We start from the raw sequence: 16,391 nt of genomic DNA, 5'->3' as shown, positions 1-16,391 counted from the left end.
CTAGTGAAAAAATACACATATATTATCGGGTATGTCGGTACCATTGTGCTACTTGTCGCTTTAAACAATAACTTTTGGTACACGATTGGTAAAATAGGTCATTGGATGGATAATGGGGTATCCTTACTATTCATCTACCTTTTGATTTCAATTTGGATTACCAGATCACAATATAAAGAGGGCTATTTTGAACGAAAAAATGCCTTTAAAACATCTTTATGGTTTGGTATACCTGCCATAACATTATTGATTTTGACCATCATCAATGGTTTTGAAATTGTTTCGTTTGGGTTATATTTTATGGGAGCTTTGTTTTTACTCGCCATCAATTATATGATGGCTGGAATACTTAAGTAGAGGTGCATCTATGAAAAAAATACTGTTTCAAACCGGCTATTATGTATCACTGATCATGACGATGGTTTTGTATACGCAATATTGGTTCAATGTTGGCAAATATGGTCAATGGTTGTTTGATGCTTCTTTGTTTCTCATCGCTTATATGTTGGTTTGTTTACTACTTACACGAAAAAATTATCTTGAAAAGAAGTTCGATAAACAAACCGCCACGAATATATCTTTATTGTATGGGATTCCCATGGTATTCTTCGTGTTCATTTGGCTACAAACCGGCACATTACTGGTTGGTTATACATTCCTCTATATCATAGGGTTGGGCATCCTGAATATCAATTATTTGGTTGCGGGATTGATAAAATAAAATGGTATAAAATGAGAAAAAAATTATTCAAGTTAGGTTTTTTACTATCATTATCATTATCCATGGCCATATTCGTACACCATTGGATCATTTATTTCATCACAGAACGACACAACCATTTCATCGGTAGTATTTTATTACTTGTCGTTACTGGAATCAACGCCTTGATGGGTCATTATGAGATTAAAGAAAACAGTTATGAGACAGCTGTCGCCGTTAAAATTGCACTAATTTACATCCCACCGATTGGCGTCCTCATATTTATATGGTATTGGCTTAATTACGTAGGTACGTTATTTTATTACACCTATACGTTTGTGATGGTCTTTACGATCTTAATCTATATGATTGCAGCAGTATTACCACAAACCAATCCAAAGAAAAAATCCCTACATCGATAGGGATTTTCTCTTTTTTGGGATGATATTATCTAAATTGGATGAGGTATACAGCGGTATTCGCCAACGCAACTAAGGTGAAGAATGCGGTAGTGAAGAAGACAGAAGTCCAAATGTTACCAGTCTTTTCAGAGAAACGACGGATGACAATACCAGCCACGGTTAATGTAGGCACGATACCAACCAATAGGATAGAAGACAATGAGAAGGTTGGGAATGCGGCTACGCCAGTGTTGTATAACACGAAGTATTGATAAACTAAGAAGAATAATACCGGACCAACCAATGAGAATGCAGCGAGTACATCGGCTTTCCAAGCTTTCATACCCTTGGTATTGACGAAGATTGCGATGGCAGATGCCAAGTAATAAATGAAGAATAAAGGCATGTATCTGAGTGCTGCAACAAATTGTTGGCTATTGAAAATCTTAATCGCGTAAGCGTATAGTCTGAAGTCTGTTAAGAAAATCCATTCCATCAATCCAACGACTAAGAATAAACCAAATGTCAATACGATGGCTGTTAATAAGGAAGCACCAACTTGAATCCATGAAGCTTTCAAGCCATAAGGGTTTTCCACATTAAGACCTGCATTGAATACTGGGGTTGTACCAAATACAACAAGGAAGGTTAAACCAGCAGCTGCCACTGCCCAATACGCGATGGTATTGATCGAAGGTGCACTCCAATAGGTTGCTTTGGTAATGATGGTTGGGTTCAATAAGAACCAACGGAATGCTAAAGCAACCAAAATAACTAAGGCTGCACCTAAAGTAACCTTTTGTGCAACTTTAACCGATTCAGGTTTAGCCATTGACATCAACCAAGCACCAATGATCACAACAAATGTACCACCAATGATGTAATGCATGGCTTTAGCCAATAAGCCTAGACCAGCGACTTGACGATCCATGAAAATATTGAGGTAGAAGGCACCGAGTAATGCTGCCAACAAGACAACGATGAACTTCAAGGCTTTCAAATTATGATTCAATTCAACTTGAGGTTGAGCTTTGATTTCTGCATAGACTTTATTGAATACTTTCACTTGAGTAAGGACTAAGAATGCAGGGACAATCATTAAGAATAATGCAACTAAAGAAATGGTTGTGAAGACTTCTTTTAACCACCATACTTGTCCAGATTTGATTTCAATACCATAAGAGGTTAATGAACCTAAATCCGCATGTTCTCCAAGTTGGAATGCGAATGCATCATTGAAGAAATCAACCATGGCTTTACCAGTTTCTAGTGACCAGTGGTTTTGTGGGTGTGTTTCATCTGGTGTATAAATGATTCTTTGACCACCATCACGATCGTACCAAACAGACGCTTCTGCAGTACCTTCATCGTCTCTACCTAAGAACTTCAAACCGACTGGGTCTTTCACGAAATCTTTGTAACGAACGGATCCGTTAGCGGATGAGGTTACGTTATCAAAGAAGAATTGGTCCCAATGCGCAGCGATGACACCGGCAGAACGTGGGCCAAAATAAGTTTCAGGGTCAGCGACACCAATGTATCTAAAGTCTGCACCGACAGGTAATGCGGCTGCAATCTTACGATAACCGTTGGTAGCGAAATCCATTTCGTCAAATACGACGGCGTAAGTGGATGAGAAACCACCCATGGAGTGACCGGATACACCAATCATACCATCGCCATTCGCAGCTTTTAAGACGAAATCTTGATCATACATGTATTGAACAGCGTCATAGACTGCACGTGGGAAGAAGCTGAATGCAGCCGGTGTTTCCCAAGTCGAATCACCATGGTCATACATGTCAAATGCGAGGACCACAAAGCCTCTTCTAGATAATTCAATCGCACCGATCATTTGCATCTCAGCGTTATTGAGATACCCGTGGGTAAGCACAACCGCAGGCGCTGGATTGTTATCATCTACACCTCTTGGTGTATATAAGTAACCCGATAGCGTACCACGTTCGGTTTCAAAACTAATCTTGTCAACTTTGACTGAGAAGAATGAGTTTTGAACCGTTGAAGCGAAAAAGCTTGATACTAATACGACGAGTAATAGTATCACCAACCATTTGGTTGGTTTAGACATTTTTTGTAACATCTTTTCTCTCCCTTTTCTGTTGATTTTTGTAATTTTAGCCCCTATAAAAATATAAAAAGAACGACACCTATAAAATCACTTTCGTGATCCTTGGCCTCCGCTCTTGTTCTCTAAGCGCTTACATTACGTTGTCAACGACATTATAACACTGCTTTATAAACACTGTCAATATCTCGTTGATAGAATATGTTTGAATATAAAAGGATACTTGAAAATCCCCTTATAAGGGGAAAAAGTGTTTATTATGTCAAACGGATAAAACAAAGGATTATACCTTGACATATGACACATCCGATATTATAATTAAAGTAGAATTTAAGATAGCGAGAGTCGAGAGCAAAATCCATAAAATGCATATTCATGAGCGTTTTGATTTTGCTATTTATTTTCTATAAGGGTGTGATTATATCGTATGTTAGGCAATCAACGAATCATCCCGGCCATCAGTAACCACCAAGAACTGAGGCTGTTCTTACAAACCAACTTAACCTATGGCATCTTGATGAATTTCCAGTTGGCACAGTTACCCGATTTGGTTTTAGAGATGAAAAACAAAGACAAGAAAGTCTTAATTCACTCGGAATTGATCAAAGGATTGACCTCCGATGAATACGGGGCGATATACCTCATTCAAACCTTAAAAGTCGATGGGATTATATCTTCTAAACCTAAAGTCATCGAAGTCTGTAAAAAGCGAAAAGTGATTGGCATCTTAAGGTTCTTCCTTAAAGATTCGATATCCCTTGAACAAAGCCTAGAAGTCGCGAGTAAAACCAACCCGGATTACTTAGAAGTCTTGCCAGCGCTATGTACAGACATCATCCCTGAAATCAAACAACGCATCCATTGTGACATCATGATGGGTGGACTCATTCGAACCAAAGACCAAATCGCCACCTGTTTACTGGCAGGTGCGGTCGGTGTCACCACCAGCAACCCTCAGTTCTGGATCTAAACAAGTTAATCTTTCAATCAGAGAATAAAGAGAAAAAACGCATGTATCCTTACATCTTTTTTCTCTTTTTATATTATAGGAGGCCTTCATGAAAGACTATATCGTCATTGGGTCAGGCATCATCGGTGCCCTCATTACCCGAACATTATCAAAATACCAAGTTTCAGTTTTAGTCATTGACAAAGAAAATGACATCTCTTCTCATCAAACCATCGCGAACAGCGCGATCATTCACTCTGGGCACGACCCCAAACCAGGGTCTTTAAAAGCACGCCTTTGTGTTGAAGGAAATGCCATGTATGACACGCTTGAACATGAGCTTGCTATCCCACTATTAAGAACAGGGGCTTATGTGGTTGCTCATAACAATTTCGAAGAACAAATGCTTCAAGAACTTCATCAAAGAGCGAAACAAAACGGCGTACTAGGTACGTACTTTTTAAGTGGTGATGAAGCACGAAAAGTTGAACCAAGGCTATCTGAAACCATCACTAAAGTCTTATCATTACCATCCACGAAAGTCACCTTTCCATGGGAAGTATCGATTCACGCGATTTCAAACGCCATCAAAAATGGGGCTGAATTCAAGCGTAATGCCCATGTCATTTCCATTAAAAAAGTTGAAGATCATTTCGTTCTCCATTTAAAAGATGGGACAACATTAGAATCAAAACACGTCATTAACGCAGCTGGGGTCATGAGTGATCTCATCGCTCGCATGATTGAAGAAAACCCTGAATTCGAAATCAAACCGCGAAAAGGGGAATATTTTGTTTTAGATCGTAAGGCTGTTGGATTATTTAACCATGTGATTTATCCGCTACCTACCAAAGCCGGAAAAGGGGTCTTAATCGTTCCCCAAACCCATGGCAACATTTTATTGGGGCCAACCTCTTATGAAATCAGTGATCGCGAAGATGAATCCACTTCAAGAGAGGGTATGAAATACATTAAAGAACACTTGAAGGCATTATCCAATCAAATCCCATTTGATATGATTATCCGAAACTTCGCTGGGGTTCGCGCAACCTCCACGTATGAAGATTTTTACATTCAAGAATCTAAAACATATAAAGGCTTTTACCACGTCGCTGGCATCGATTCACCTGGGTTGACAGCTGCCCCAGCGATTGCGAAATACTTGGTCGAAGAAGTCATTCGCATCGACCTTCCGATGAAACCTGATTTTGATCCAATCCATCAACCAATCCCTTTATTCCATACTTTATGTGATGTTCAGAAACAAATCGAGATTCAAAAACACCCAAAACATGGTCACTTGGTTTGTAAGTGTGAAAAGGTGACTGAACAAGACATCATCAACGCGATTCACAGTCCAACCGGTAATGATACCATCAAAGGGATTAAAAAGCGTGCACGTGCTGGTGCGGGTTTATGTCAGGGTGGCTATTGTGAATCTGAAGTGTTAAAAATCATTGCGAGAGAAACCAAGGTTAAACCCAACGAAGTGAACTATTACGCGAAAAACACCCCCATCCTTGTAAAGGAGACGAAGACAAAATGATGAAAACAGACCTCACCATCGTTGGCGGTGGGGCAGCAGGGTTAGCCGCTGCACTATCCGCCATCGATCCTCAATTGAATATTTTAATCATTGAAAGAGAACCCCGTTTGGGTGGCATCCTCAATCAGTGTATCCACAATGGTTTTGGGTTACATATGTTTCAAGAAGAACTCACCGGTCCAGAATACGCGAACCGATTTATCGAAGCATTGAAAGACAAACATATCGACATATTATTAGGGACAACAGTCATCGATATTCAAAAGAAAACAGACTTTGAAATCACTTTGACCAGTGAAGCCAATGGGTATCAACACCTTACTTCAAAAGCGGTGATCATCGCTTCAGGCTGTTATGAACGCACCCGTGGTGCCGTTCAAATTCCAGGGGAAAGACCCAAAGGCATCATGCCTGCAGGCAGTGCCCAACGCTATTTGAATATGGAAGGCTACCTCGTGGGAAAACGTGTCTTCATTTTAGGTAGTGGTGACATAGGGCTCATCATGGCCAGACGCATGACTTTAGAAGGCGCACAAGTATTGGGCGTAGCAGAATTGATGCCATACTCCAATGGACTGACGAGAAATATCGTTCAGTGCTTAAATGATTTTGATATCCCACTTTATCTATCTCATACCGTCACAGACATTAAAGGTAAAGACATTTTAGAACAAATCACGATTCAACAGGTCGATGACAAATTTGAACCCATCCCCGGGACTGAAAAAGTATTTGAAGTAGACACCTTATTATTATCCATCGGTCTTATCCCCGATGTGGGGTTATTCGATTCCTTACAAATGAAGAAAAGCCCCATCACCAAGAGTGCGATTGTCGATCAAACCTTGATGACCAACGTGGAGGGATTATTCGTTTGTGGGAATGCACTCCATGTTCATGATTTGGTTGACTGGGTGTCTAAAGAAGGCGAAAAAGCAGGTAAAACCGCTAAAGCCTATTTACTCGAACAAAAACACGAAGAAAAGGATTTAAAATCCATCGCACCTGGGTCAAATATCCGATATGTTGTTCCGCACTTAATCGATTATAATCATCTGACTGAACCCATTCAATGTGCATTTAGAGTCACTAAAAAAATGGCTCAAGGTCAGTTTAAGGTCGTCCAAAACGGGGAAGTCATTTTACTTAAAAAAGCGAAACATATCGCCCCGGCTGAAATGGAAAATCTCATCATCAAACCTGAAGATTTGAAATCCAAAGACCCGATTGAAATTCATTTGGAGGAAATAGTATGAAAGAACTCACATGTATCGTTTGTCCCGTTGGTTGTCACCTATCCGTGGATGAATCCTTAAAAGTGGTGGGAAATCGTTGTCCAAGAGGTGAGAAGTACGCCATCGTTGAAATGACATCACCCAAACGGATGATTACAACCACCGTTAGAACCACCTTTGAAGACTGCCCAAGGTTATCGGTAAAAACCAAAGAACCTGTACCAAAATCCTTAATGTTTGATATTTTAGCCACTTTAGAGGGTATTGTTGTTGAAAAAAATGTTAAAATAGGAGATGTAATTGTTGCGGATGCATGCCACACAGGCGTGGATATCATCGCAACCAAATCCATTTCATCTCAAGGGGTAAATCTATGAAATACATACTTTCGATAGACCAAGGCACCACCAGTACCAGAGCCATCATTTTTGACCATGATTCCAACATCATCGCGATGGCTAGTGAAGAAATTACCCAAATCTACCCACAACCTGGTTGGGTAGAACACAACCCAAATCAAATTTGGGTGTCTGTCTTAGCGGTCATGGCGCGCGTATTGCTTGAAGCCAATCTCAAACCACAAGACATCGCTGCTGTTGGAATCACCAACCAAAGAGAAACCACTGTGGTATGGGACCGTCATACAGGACAACCCGTACACAACGCGATTGTTTGGCAATCCCGTCAAACATCGAAGATTTGTGACGAGTTGAATGAAAAAGGTTATGGGCCATTATTTAAAGCCAAAACGGGTCTTTTAATCGATGCATATTTCTCTGGAACCAAAGTGAAATGGATTTTAGACAATGTACCAGGTGCGAGAAAAAAAGCCGATCATGGCGATTTGATGTTTGGAACCATCGATACTTGGCTTGTCTATAAAATGACCGGCGAACAGGTGCATGTGACCGACTATACCAATGCGTCAAGAACTCTTTTATACAACATCCATGAACTCAAATGGGATGAAGAAATTCTATCCATTCTAAATATACCCATGTCCATGTTACCTGAAGTCAAATCCAGTTCTGAAGTCTATGGACACTCTACCCCACATCATTTCTTTGGTGTAAAAGTACCGATTGCCGGGATTGCGGGAGACCAACAAGCAGCCTTGTTTGGACAAAACTGTTTTGAAAAAGGGATGGTTAAAAATACCTATGGTACTGGTTGTTTCATGCTTATGAATACCGGCGAAACACCGATTAACTCTGAACATGGATTACTAACAACCATCGCTTGGGGCTTAGATCATAAAATCACGTACGCCCTTGAAGGTTCTGTCTTTGTTGCAGGCTCATCGGTACAATGGTTAAGAGATGGTATCAAACTCATTCAATCTGCTTCTGAAACGGAAAGCCTAGCCACTGCCTTACCTTCAAATGAAGGGGTTTATATCGTACCTGCCTTTGTAGGTTTGGGTACCCCTTATTGGGATTCGGATGCGAGAGGGGCTATCTTTGGATTAACCAGAGGGACGTCTAAAGAACATTTCGCCAGAGCAGTTCTCGAATCGATCTGTTACCAATCGATGGATGTGTTAAGAGCCATGGAAGAAGACACCAAGCTTCCGATTAAATCCTTTAAAGTCGATGGTGGTGCAACCGTCAATCAATTCTTAATGCAGTTCCAATCCGATATTCTAAACTTAAGAGTAGAACAACCAAAGATTTTAGAAACCACAGCTTTAGGCGCTGCCTATTTAGCTGGTTTAGCGGTAGGCTTCTGGCAAACCAAAGACGACATCAAAGCTTCGTGGCAACTCAAAAATGCCTATAACCCTCAAATGGATGAATCTACGAGAGCCCATTTGGTTAAAGGTTGGAAGATTGCTGTAGCAGCGACCCAACATTTCAAAGTCAAATAAGGATTGTAAAACAAAAGATATTCAATTATAATATAACTACCATAAAGAGAAGGCGAGAGACAAGCTCATTGACCCTTCAGCAACCTACCATTTGGCAAGGTGCTAACGCTTGGATGATGGGGTTAAAACGCACTTAAACCCATCATTTCGATGGGTTTTTCTTTACCTCTTTATGGCTTAAGGAGGAGAATTTATGCCGTTTCCATTTGGTGAACATGCACCAGAAAAAGATGTAAAGAAGGTTTATTTCACATTCGTAGAATTACACACATTAAAAGACAAGGAAGTCCTTTTTGATTATTTGAAATCCAAAGGCAAATACCCAATGAATCCATCGATCATTACCGATGGAAAACTGGGTTGGATTGCGATACCAGTTTCTGACCAAGACAACACCTTTGGTTATTTGGGTATTCATAGTCGTGCTGAACAGGTGTATCATGGGGCGAAGTCATATAATAGCGTTGATGACTATATAAAAGAAAAAGTGTGATGGATTCACACTTTTTAAGGTTATTCAGTTACAGGGACTTGTAAAACTTTTAGACCAGCTTGTCTCAATGCTTTTACTTCAACATCGCTGGCTTGAGTATCGGTAATGAGATAAGTTAGCTCTTTGATGGAACCAGAACTGAAACTGTGTTCTCTACCAACTTTATTTTTATCTGCCAAAACGATTCTTGGACCAATGGTATTTTTTAACATCATTTCATTGATGGCGACTTCTTGTAAAACAGCGGTGGTGAATCCACCTTTTAAGGAAATACCACTACACCCTAAGAAGCACTTGGCCGCTTTGACTTTACTTAAATTATTCAATGCGAAATCCCCTACTAAGGATTCCTTAGGCATTCTGAGTTCGCCACCCGTTAAGATGACATACAAATTGTCTTTAGATTCACAGAAGATGGCACGGCCATTGTTGGTGATGACAGTAACCTGCTTGGCTGTAATGTATTCTAATACCAATAAAGCTGTAGAAGAGGTGTTGATAAAGATGGTATCGCCATCTTCAACAAATCGAGCAGCTTCTTTCGCAATCGCGTGTTTATGTAGTGCGAGATTTGAACTGAAAATATTGGTAGTGAAGTTCATCTTATTTAAAGACGCACCCCCGTGATGACGGTCAATGACATTTTGTTGTTGAAAATATTGAAGATCACGACGAATCGTGATTTCAGAGGTTTTTAACGCTTCTGCGAGTTCTTCAACCGACATACTTTCACGATACTCAAGTAATCTTAGCAGGTGTGTGCGTCTTTTTTCAATTTCCTGTTTTGAACTTTTCATGATTAGGACTCCTTCACGTAATTGACGACATGATGTACGTTTGGCGCAATCTCTTTGGCTTTATTCCAGTAAACCAAGTCGGTACCCTTTTGTTTGAGTTGACTGTATTTTGCGAAAGAAACATAGTAATAGGTTTGTTCACGTGGGTTTAAACGATCGAGCAATACTTGTTGTAACTCATCGTGTGCTTTAGAAGCATTTTTCTTATAGATATAATAGTCTGCACTGATTTGATGGATGTCATACACATAACGTGGTGTGTGACTCTTTTTTGTTTTGATGAAGTAGGCATCATAGATGTCTTTATATAGGGATTGGACTTGTTCATCGTTTTTCTCTTCGATGGCGATGTAGAAGCGGTTCACTTTATCGATCAATTTTAAACTGGAACTGCGTTGGAATATTAGGTGTTCTAGCGTCTTCTTTAGCTCATCAAACTCTCCCAAGTCACGATGATATAAAGTCTTAAATACCACATAAGTTTGTTGATACTCTTTGATCAAATCAAACTTCTGAACCTTACTTAACCAATAAAGCGCTTTAGGATGATCGACCTTAATATTGAGTGCATAAACCATTTTTCGGTGCATAAACCTTAGCACTTCTGATAATACAAAGAAGAAGGTGAAGAAGGATAAGAATACCACATAAAAGATTTGTGTGGTTAGATTGGATTCATTTAAAATGATCTGAACACCAAAGGCCACAAACACAACCAAAATCACAATCATCATGAAAGAACGCATTCTTTCAGACAAAATCAAGGAACGAAACGTAAACATAATATGAAATTCACCGCCCATTTATTATTTGATTACATTCTATCACCTAAAATCATAAATGTAAACGTTTAGATAGTTTTTAGCACATAAAAATGCATATATATGATTATTTGATGATTATTTGTGATTCTAATTGTCAAAAAAGGTTGCAATGAAATAGGGTCACGCATATAATGAAAGCGAAATCATTCGACTATCAAAATAACAGGAGGAAATACAAAATGGCTAAAGTAAATGAAATCACCAAAGACACTTGGCTAAGGGCAACTTTCCCTGAATGGGGTACTTATTTGAACGAACAAATAGAGGATGAAGTGGTCAAACCAAATACAGTCGCACTCTGGTGGATAGGTTGTATGGGCTTCTGGATAAAAACTGAACACAATACGAACATCGCAGTGGATTTATGGTTTGGTAATGGTAAGCGCACAACTCGTACAGCTAACATGTTACCAGGACATCAAATGGCAAACATGTCAGGCGGACGCTTACAACAACCTAACCTACGTGTACAACCACACGTATTAGATCCATTTGAAGTAAGACAATTAGACGCTGTGGTTGCAACTCACTACCACGCAGATCATATGGATATCCATTTTGCAGCAGCAGTGCTTCAAAATGTGAAAGAACCAATCCCGTTCATCGGGCCTAAATCATCCGTGGATTTATGGATTAAATGGGGTGTACCAGCTGAACGTTGTATCACAGTTAAACCAGGGGATGTCATCAAGGTTAAAGACGTAGAAATCGTAGCGTTAGATTCATTTGATAGAACATGTTTAGTAACAACAGATGGTGGTTATGTACCACTAGCCGGTACCATTCCAAATATGGATGAAAAAGCTGTTAACTATTTGTTTAAAACCACAGGTGGTAACATCTACGACGCGGCTGACTCACACTACTCGATTAGTTTTGCAGACCATGGTAAAAAACATAAAATCGACGTATGCTTCGGTGCGTTTGGTGAAAACCCAGTGGGTATCGCCGATAAACAAACTTCAGTGGACTTACTCAGAATGGCAGAAGCATTACAATCCAAAGTATTGATTCCACTCCATTATGATATTTGGTCAAACTTCATGGCAGATCCAAAAGAAATCTTAGCAGTATATGACATGAAAAAAGATGTCTTGAAATACAAGTTCAAACCATTCATTTGGCAAGTTGGTGGTAAGTTCACCTTCCCAACCGATCAAAATGACCGTGAGTACCATCACAGACGTGGATTTGAGGATGCGTTCGAAAACGAACAAAACATCCCATTCAAGTCCTTATTATAGAAACGCGCATGTTATTAAAGAAAATCATCGAAAAAAACCACTATTTATTCCTCGATTCGGTAGATTCCTGGCAGGAAGCCATCCGAATGAGCTGCAAACCGTTAGAAGCGGATGGTACAGTAGATAAACGTTATGCAGAACTCATCATCGAGTGTGTCAATAAATATGGTCCTTACATCGTATTGTTCGAAAACTATGCGATGCCGCATTCCACCGAGAATGCAGAAGGTGTAAATGGAACAGCCATCGGATTTATGAAACTAGAAAAGCCAGTTTCATTCGATCCGAATGACCCATCCAAAGACGCAAAGGTATTTTTCACCCTAGCAGCTGCGAACAAAGATGAGCATGTGGAAAACATGCAAGCCTTGTTTGAAATGCTTACGGATGAAGCGTTGCTAGAAGCATTACTACAGGTCAAATCAGTCGAGGATTTACAAGCCCTCACTGTGATGAAATAGAAAAAGGAGAAAAGATATGGATCAAGTTTTAGAGTTTTTGCAAAAGATTTGGGAATTCTTTGCAGCGAACATCTTAACACAACCTGCGTACTTTATCGGGTTGATCGTTGTGGTCGGTTACGTCTTGCTCAGAAGACCATGGTATGAAGTTCTTTCAGGTTTCGTAAAAGCAACCGTCGGTTATTTAATTTTAATCGTTGGTTCAGGCGGACTCGTTGGTAACTTTAGACCGATTTTAGTAGGTTTAAAAGGTCGCTTCAATCTAGACGCGATGGTTATTGACCCTTACTTCGGACAAAATGCGGTAACCGCAGGGGTAGAAGAAGTATTCGGTAGGGCATTTGCATCAGTCATGTTGTTATTGCTCATCGCCTTCATTTTTAACATCTTATTGGTGGCATTAAAGAGATGGACTAAGATGAGAGCTATTTTCACCACAGGTCACGTACAAGTTCAACAAGCTTCTACAGCCTTCTGGTTAATCTTATTCGCATTCCCAGCATTAAACGATACATGGATTCTTTTAATCATGGGTCTAATCTTAGGTTTATATTGGGCAGTTGGTACTAACTTAACCGTTCGTATTACTCAAGATTTAACCGATGGCGCTGGTTTCTCTATCGCCCATCAACAAATGTTCGGTTTAGCATTATTCTCTTGGTTAGCTGAAAAGATGAATAGTGGCAAACGTGGACCATCTAAGAAGTTAGAAGATATGAAGTTCCCTGGATTCTTATCCATTTTCAACGAAAACATCGTTGCAACTTCAATCTTGATGACATTATTCTTCGGTACAATCCTATTAATTTTAGGTAAAGATTATTTGGTTGAAGCTGGATTCTTAACAGCAAGTAAATCATTCTTCTTCTACATCTTAACCACATCATTAAACTTCGCAGTATATCTAGCGATCCTTCAATTAGGTGTTAGAACCTTCGTTACTGAACTTTCTGCATCCTTCAGAGGTATTTCACAAAGACTATTACCAGGGGCTGTTCCAGGTGTAGACTGCGCCGTTTCTTATGGTTTCGGTTCTCCAAATGCTGTAACACTAGGTTTCTTATTCGGTGCCCTTGGTCAATTCTTGGCTATCGGTTCATTGATCTTACTTAAGAGCCCAGTATTGGTTATCGCAGGGTTCGTTCCAGTATTCTTCGATAACGCAACCATCGCTGTATTCGCCAACAATAAAGGTGGCGTACGCGCTGCAATGTTGTTCCCATTCTTAGCTGGTTTGATGCAAGTCTTCGGATCTGCTTTAATCGCTGGTTGGGTCGGCATGGCTGCATACGGTGGATACCTAGGTATGTGGGACTGGGCAGTTGTATGGCCAGTATTCACAGCACTTATGAAGTTCTTAAGCTACGCTGGTGTTGCAATCATCATCGCAATCCTCGTACTCATTCCACAACTTCAATATCGTGCAGACAAGAAGAACTACTTCTTAGTTACTGACGATTACGAACAATACAAACAAAATAAAGCACAAGCTTAATAAACCCAAAACGAAAGAAGGAGAATTGTTATGTTAAAAGTTTTAGTCTCGTGTGCCAATGGTGCAGGAACGTCCCTGTTGATGAAATTAACGGTAGAAAAAGTGTTGAAGCAACTTGGTATCCCTGTCTACAACATTCATCACTGTTCAATTTCTGAAGGGAAAAGCGCTGCAACTTCATATGACTTGGTTTTCTGTCCACTGAACTTTCTAAGCATGTTTGATCATGCGACGAAAGCGGGGAAAGTGGTCATCGGATTACGCAATGTCATGTCTGAAGCTGAATGCAAAGAAAAAGTCATTCAAGCTGGACTCGTTGAAAAGTACGCTAAAAAATAAACATTAAAAGCATGCCTGTGGGTGTCAGAGTACTGGCATCCACAGGTTTACTTTAAATACCCTTTGGAGAACACCATGAATGCAATCAAGAACATCAAACTCATCGTTACAGATATGGATGGCACCTTGTTATCACCCGATCAAACCATCCATGAACAAGACATCGATATCATCACAAAATTAGCCAATCAAGGGAAAACCATTGTCATCGCCTCTGGTCGTATTTTTACAATGCTAGAGACTTATTATAACCAACTCAAAGGGGTTCGCTATGTGATTTCATCCAATGGTGCAGCCATTGATGACATCATCGAACACAAAACCCTATTCAAAAGCATCATGGATGATGAAGCAGTATATCAAGTATTAGACTTTTGTTTAAAGCACAAAATTGAATGCAATTTGCTTTCAAGAGAAGCCTGTTACTTTCCAAAGGAAAGCATCCGACGTGAACGATTCGTTATCTACAATCATCTAGCGTCACAACAACATTTGAACCGGATTCAAATCCGCGGGTATGAAGCATTAAAGCCCATCGACAATCAGATTGAAAAAATTCTTATTCATGAGACTGACCCATCCAAACGCGAGATGGTTCAAGCTTTCATTGAATCAGAAACGACACTGGCTTGTACCGTATCGGATAAGAACCTTTTGGATATCTCTAATCAAGATATTTCCAAAGGTCATGCCTTACAACGCTTGATGTTTCACTTAAATGTTCGACCTCAAGAAGTGTTAACCTTTGGTGATTATGACAATGATTTATCTCTTTTTGAACATGCGAGAATCAAAGTCGCGATGGGAAACGCCATCGAATCATTGAAAAACAAAGCCACATTTATTACCAAAACCAATCAACAACAAGGTGTCTCATTCGCCTTAAAAAATTTACTAATGGAGGATCAAACCATGCGTTTTGAAAAAGTAGTACTCGATGAATTTTACCGTGCCTATGCCGTAGGCCATGTCACTGTTGACAATGAATTACATTTGATTGTGGCGAGCGAAGCCATCGATGGCAAATGTATCATGTACAGCGGTGAACACTTTGAAAAGAGAACCACCCTTTGGGCTGACCAAGGCGGTACAATGTCGATTGTTCCAATTCCAAATACCAACGGCGAATTTTTAGCCGTTAGGAACTTCTTTCCAGGCTTTAACGCGGCTACAGCGAAAGTAGTCCATGTGAAGAAAGAAGCGGGTGAATTTGTCGTTAGAGATTTCATTCAATTACCTTATCTTCACCGTTTTGATTTGATTACGGTTGGTGATACACACTATTTTATTGGTGCGACCCTATGTTCTTCAAAGAAAGAACGTGAAGACTGGTCAGACCCAGGAAAAGTGTTTGTCGGTGTCTTACCAAAAGACTTATCTAAAGGCATGACTGTTACCCCTATTTTAGAAAACTTAACCCATAACCATGGGTATTATGCCGCCCCATATGAAGGTAAAGATGCGGCTTGGATTGCATCCGATGAAGGGCTTTTCGTATTTATACCACCTCAAAAAGAAGGTGAATCTTGGACCCATCATCACTTGATTCAAAAACCCATTTCCGATGTAGCAGTACTCGATATCGATTTTGATGGTATACCTGAAATTATCTCCATTGAGCCATTTCACGGTAACATCATGGTCATGTACAAGATAATCAATGGACAATATGAACAAGTCTATCAAGTGGAAAGACCCCTCGAATTTGCCCATGCATTGTGTGGGACAACCCTTCGTGACAAACCAGCCTTTGTTTGTGGAATTAGACGTTTAAATAAAGAAATGTTTTATATCGATTATAACCTTGAAAAACAAGCTTATGAGTTACATGAAATCGATCGTGAAATTGGACCAGCTAACCTCACTGTCATTAATTTGAAAGACCATGACATCATTTTGTCAGCGAACAATACGATTCATCAAGCCGCGATTTATTACGTTAAGAAATAGGAGG

The 16,391-nt window shown here is 39.9% G+C and carries 17 protein-coding genes and 1 riboswitch; of the genes, 14 read left to right on the top strand and 3 right to left on the bottom strand.

All coding sequences use genetic code 11. From position 1 onward, the window contains the following. Window positions 1–3: 3 nt before the first annotated feature. The 3 genes from N7548_RS07735 to N7548_RS07725 are packed head-to-tail and all read left to right on the top strand — an operon-like array spanning window position 4 to window position 1,122. Window positions 4–357, top strand: a complete 354-nt coding sequence (locus N7548_RS07735; protein WP_263608897.1) for a hypothetical protein — start codon at window positions 4–6, stop codon at window positions 355–357. A gap of 10 nt (window positions 358–367) precedes the next feature. Then, a complete protein-coding gene (locus N7548_RS07730) occupies window positions 368–721 on the top strand; it encodes a hypothetical protein (protein ID WP_263608896.1) in 354 nt (117 codons plus the stop codon). An 11-nt stretch (window positions 722–732) separates the two neighbouring features. Next, a complete protein-coding gene (locus N7548_RS07725; protein WP_263608895.1) occupies window positions 733–1,122 on the top strand; it encodes a hypothetical protein in 390 nt (129 codons plus the stop codon). Between the two features lie 25 nt (window positions 1,123–1,147). Here the strand turns inward: N7548_RS07725 and N7548_RS07720 are convergent, their stop codons facing one another. Then, window positions 1,148–3,202 carry an alpha/beta hydrolase gene (locus N7548_RS07720; RefSeq protein ID WP_263608894.1) on the bottom strand — a complete coding sequence of 685 codons (2,055 nt, stop codon included), beginning with the start codon at window positions 3,200–3,202 and terminating at the stop codon, window positions 1,148–1,150. A 412-nt stretch (window positions 3,203–3,614) separates the two neighbouring features. Here N7548_RS07720 and N7548_RS07715 point away from each other — a divergent pair, with 412 nt between their 5' ends. The 6 genes from N7548_RS07715 to N7548_RS07690 all read left to right on the top strand — a co-directional run bounded on the left by N7548_RS07715 (window position 3,615) and on the right by N7548_RS07690 (window position 9,277). After that, window positions 3,615–4,157, top strand: coding sequence for a glycerol-3-phosphate responsive antiterminator (locus tag N7548_RS07715; protein WP_263608893.1), 543 nt, complete (start codon window positions 3,615–3,617; stop codon window positions 4,155–4,157). A gap of 88 nt (window positions 4,158–4,245) precedes the next feature. Then, the gene (locus tag N7548_RS07710) at window positions 4,246–5,682 is read left to right on the top strand and encodes an NAD(P)/FAD-dependent oxidoreductase (protein WP_263608892.1); all 1,437 of its coding nucleotides are present in this window, start codon (window positions 4,246–4,248) and stop codon (window positions 5,680–5,682) included. Beyond that, window positions 5,682–6,938 carry an NAD(P)/FAD-dependent oxidoreductase gene (locus N7548_RS07705; protein ID WP_373425189.1) on the top strand — a complete coding sequence of 419 codons (1,257 nt, stop codon included), beginning with the start codon at window positions 5,682–5,684 and terminating at the stop codon, window positions 6,936–6,938. The genes N7548_RS07710 and N7548_RS07705 overlap by 1 nt, the downstream gene beginning before the upstream one ends. Next, window positions 6,935–7,294 carry a DUF1667 domain-containing protein gene (locus N7548_RS07700; RefSeq protein ID WP_263608890.1) on the top strand — a complete coding sequence of 120 codons (360 nt, stop codon included), beginning with the start codon at window positions 6,935–6,937 and terminating at the stop codon, window positions 7,292–7,294. Before N7548_RS07705 ends, N7548_RS07700 begins: the two co-directional genes overlap by 4 nt. After that, entirely contained in the window at window positions 7,291–8,784 is a 1,494-nt protein-coding gene (gene glpK / locus N7548_RS07695; RefSeq protein WP_263608889.1) for a glycerol kinase GlpK, read from the top strand. The genes N7548_RS07700 and glpK overlap by 4 nt, the downstream gene beginning before the upstream one ends. Window positions 8,785–8,820: 36 nt before the next feature. After that, window positions 8,821–8,904, top strand: a riboswitch (SAM riboswitch). A 73-nt stretch (window positions 8,905–8,977) separates the two neighbouring features. After that, on the top strand, window positions 8,978–9,277 hold the full coding sequence (locus N7548_RS07690) for a hypothetical protein (RefSeq protein WP_263608888.1): 300 nt from the start codon (window positions 8,978–8,980) through the stop codon (window positions 9,275–9,277). 20 nt (window positions 9,278–9,297) lie between these two features. On the opposite strand, the gene N7548_RS07685 is transcribed toward N7548_RS07690, so the two are convergent. Both N7548_RS07685 and N7548_RS07680 read right to left on the bottom strand, forming a co-directional pair. Next, window positions 9,298–10,074 (bottom strand): DeoR/GlpR family DNA-binding transcription regulator, encoded by a 777-nt coding sequence (locus N7548_RS07685; RefSeq protein ID WP_263608887.1) that lies wholly within the window; start codon window positions 10,072–10,074, stop codon window positions 9,298–9,300. Window positions 10,075–10,076: 2 nt separating this feature from the next. Further along, the gene (locus N7548_RS07680; protein WP_263608886.1) at window positions 10,077–10,856 is read right to left on the bottom strand and encodes a hypothetical protein; all 780 of its coding nucleotides are present in this window, start codon (window positions 10,854–10,856) and stop codon (window positions 10,077–10,079) included. Window positions 10,857–11,077: 221 nt separating this feature from the next. On the opposite strand from N7548_RS07680, the gene ulaG reads away from it, so the two are divergent. From ulaG to N7548_RS07655, 5 genes are all read left to right on the top strand, one after another. Beyond that, complete coding sequence (gene ulaG / locus N7548_RS07675; RefSeq protein ID WP_263608885.1) at window positions 11,078–12,142, top strand: L-ascorbate 6-phosphate lactonase; 1,065 nt, start codon at window positions 11,078–11,080, stop codon at window positions 12,140–12,142. 8 nt (window positions 12,143–12,150) lie between these two features. Then, window positions 12,151–12,603, top strand: coding sequence for a PTS sugar transporter subunit IIA (locus N7548_RS07670; RefSeq protein ID WP_263608884.1), 453 nt, complete (start codon window positions 12,151–12,153; stop codon window positions 12,601–12,603). 16 nt (window positions 12,604–12,619) lie between these two features. After that, entirely contained in the window at window positions 12,620–14,098 is a 1,479-nt protein-coding gene (gene ulaA / locus N7548_RS07665; protein ID WP_263608883.1) for a PTS ascorbate transporter subunit IIC, read from the top strand. A 30-nt stretch (window positions 14,099–14,128) separates the two neighbouring features. Further along, entirely contained in the window at window positions 14,129–14,437 is a 309-nt protein-coding gene (locus N7548_RS07660) for a PTS sugar transporter subunit IIB (RefSeq protein WP_263608882.1), read from the top strand. Window positions 14,438–14,512: 75 nt separating this feature from the next. After that, window positions 14,513–16,387 carry a Cof-type HAD-IIB family hydrolase gene (locus N7548_RS07655; protein WP_263608881.1) on the top strand — a complete coding sequence of 625 codons (1,875 nt, stop codon included), beginning with the start codon at window positions 14,513–14,515 and terminating at the stop codon, window positions 16,385–16,387. Window positions 16,388–16,391: the final 4 nt, after the last annotated feature.

This window comes from Paracholeplasma manati, from assembly GCF_025742995.1.
GTDB lineage: Bacteria > Bacillota_I > Bacilli_A > Acholeplasmatales > UBA5453 > Paracholeplasma > Paracholeplasma manati.
The sequence above is the reverse complement of the archived record's forward strand: the minus strand, read 5'-3'. Positions and strand labels throughout refer to the sequence as shown.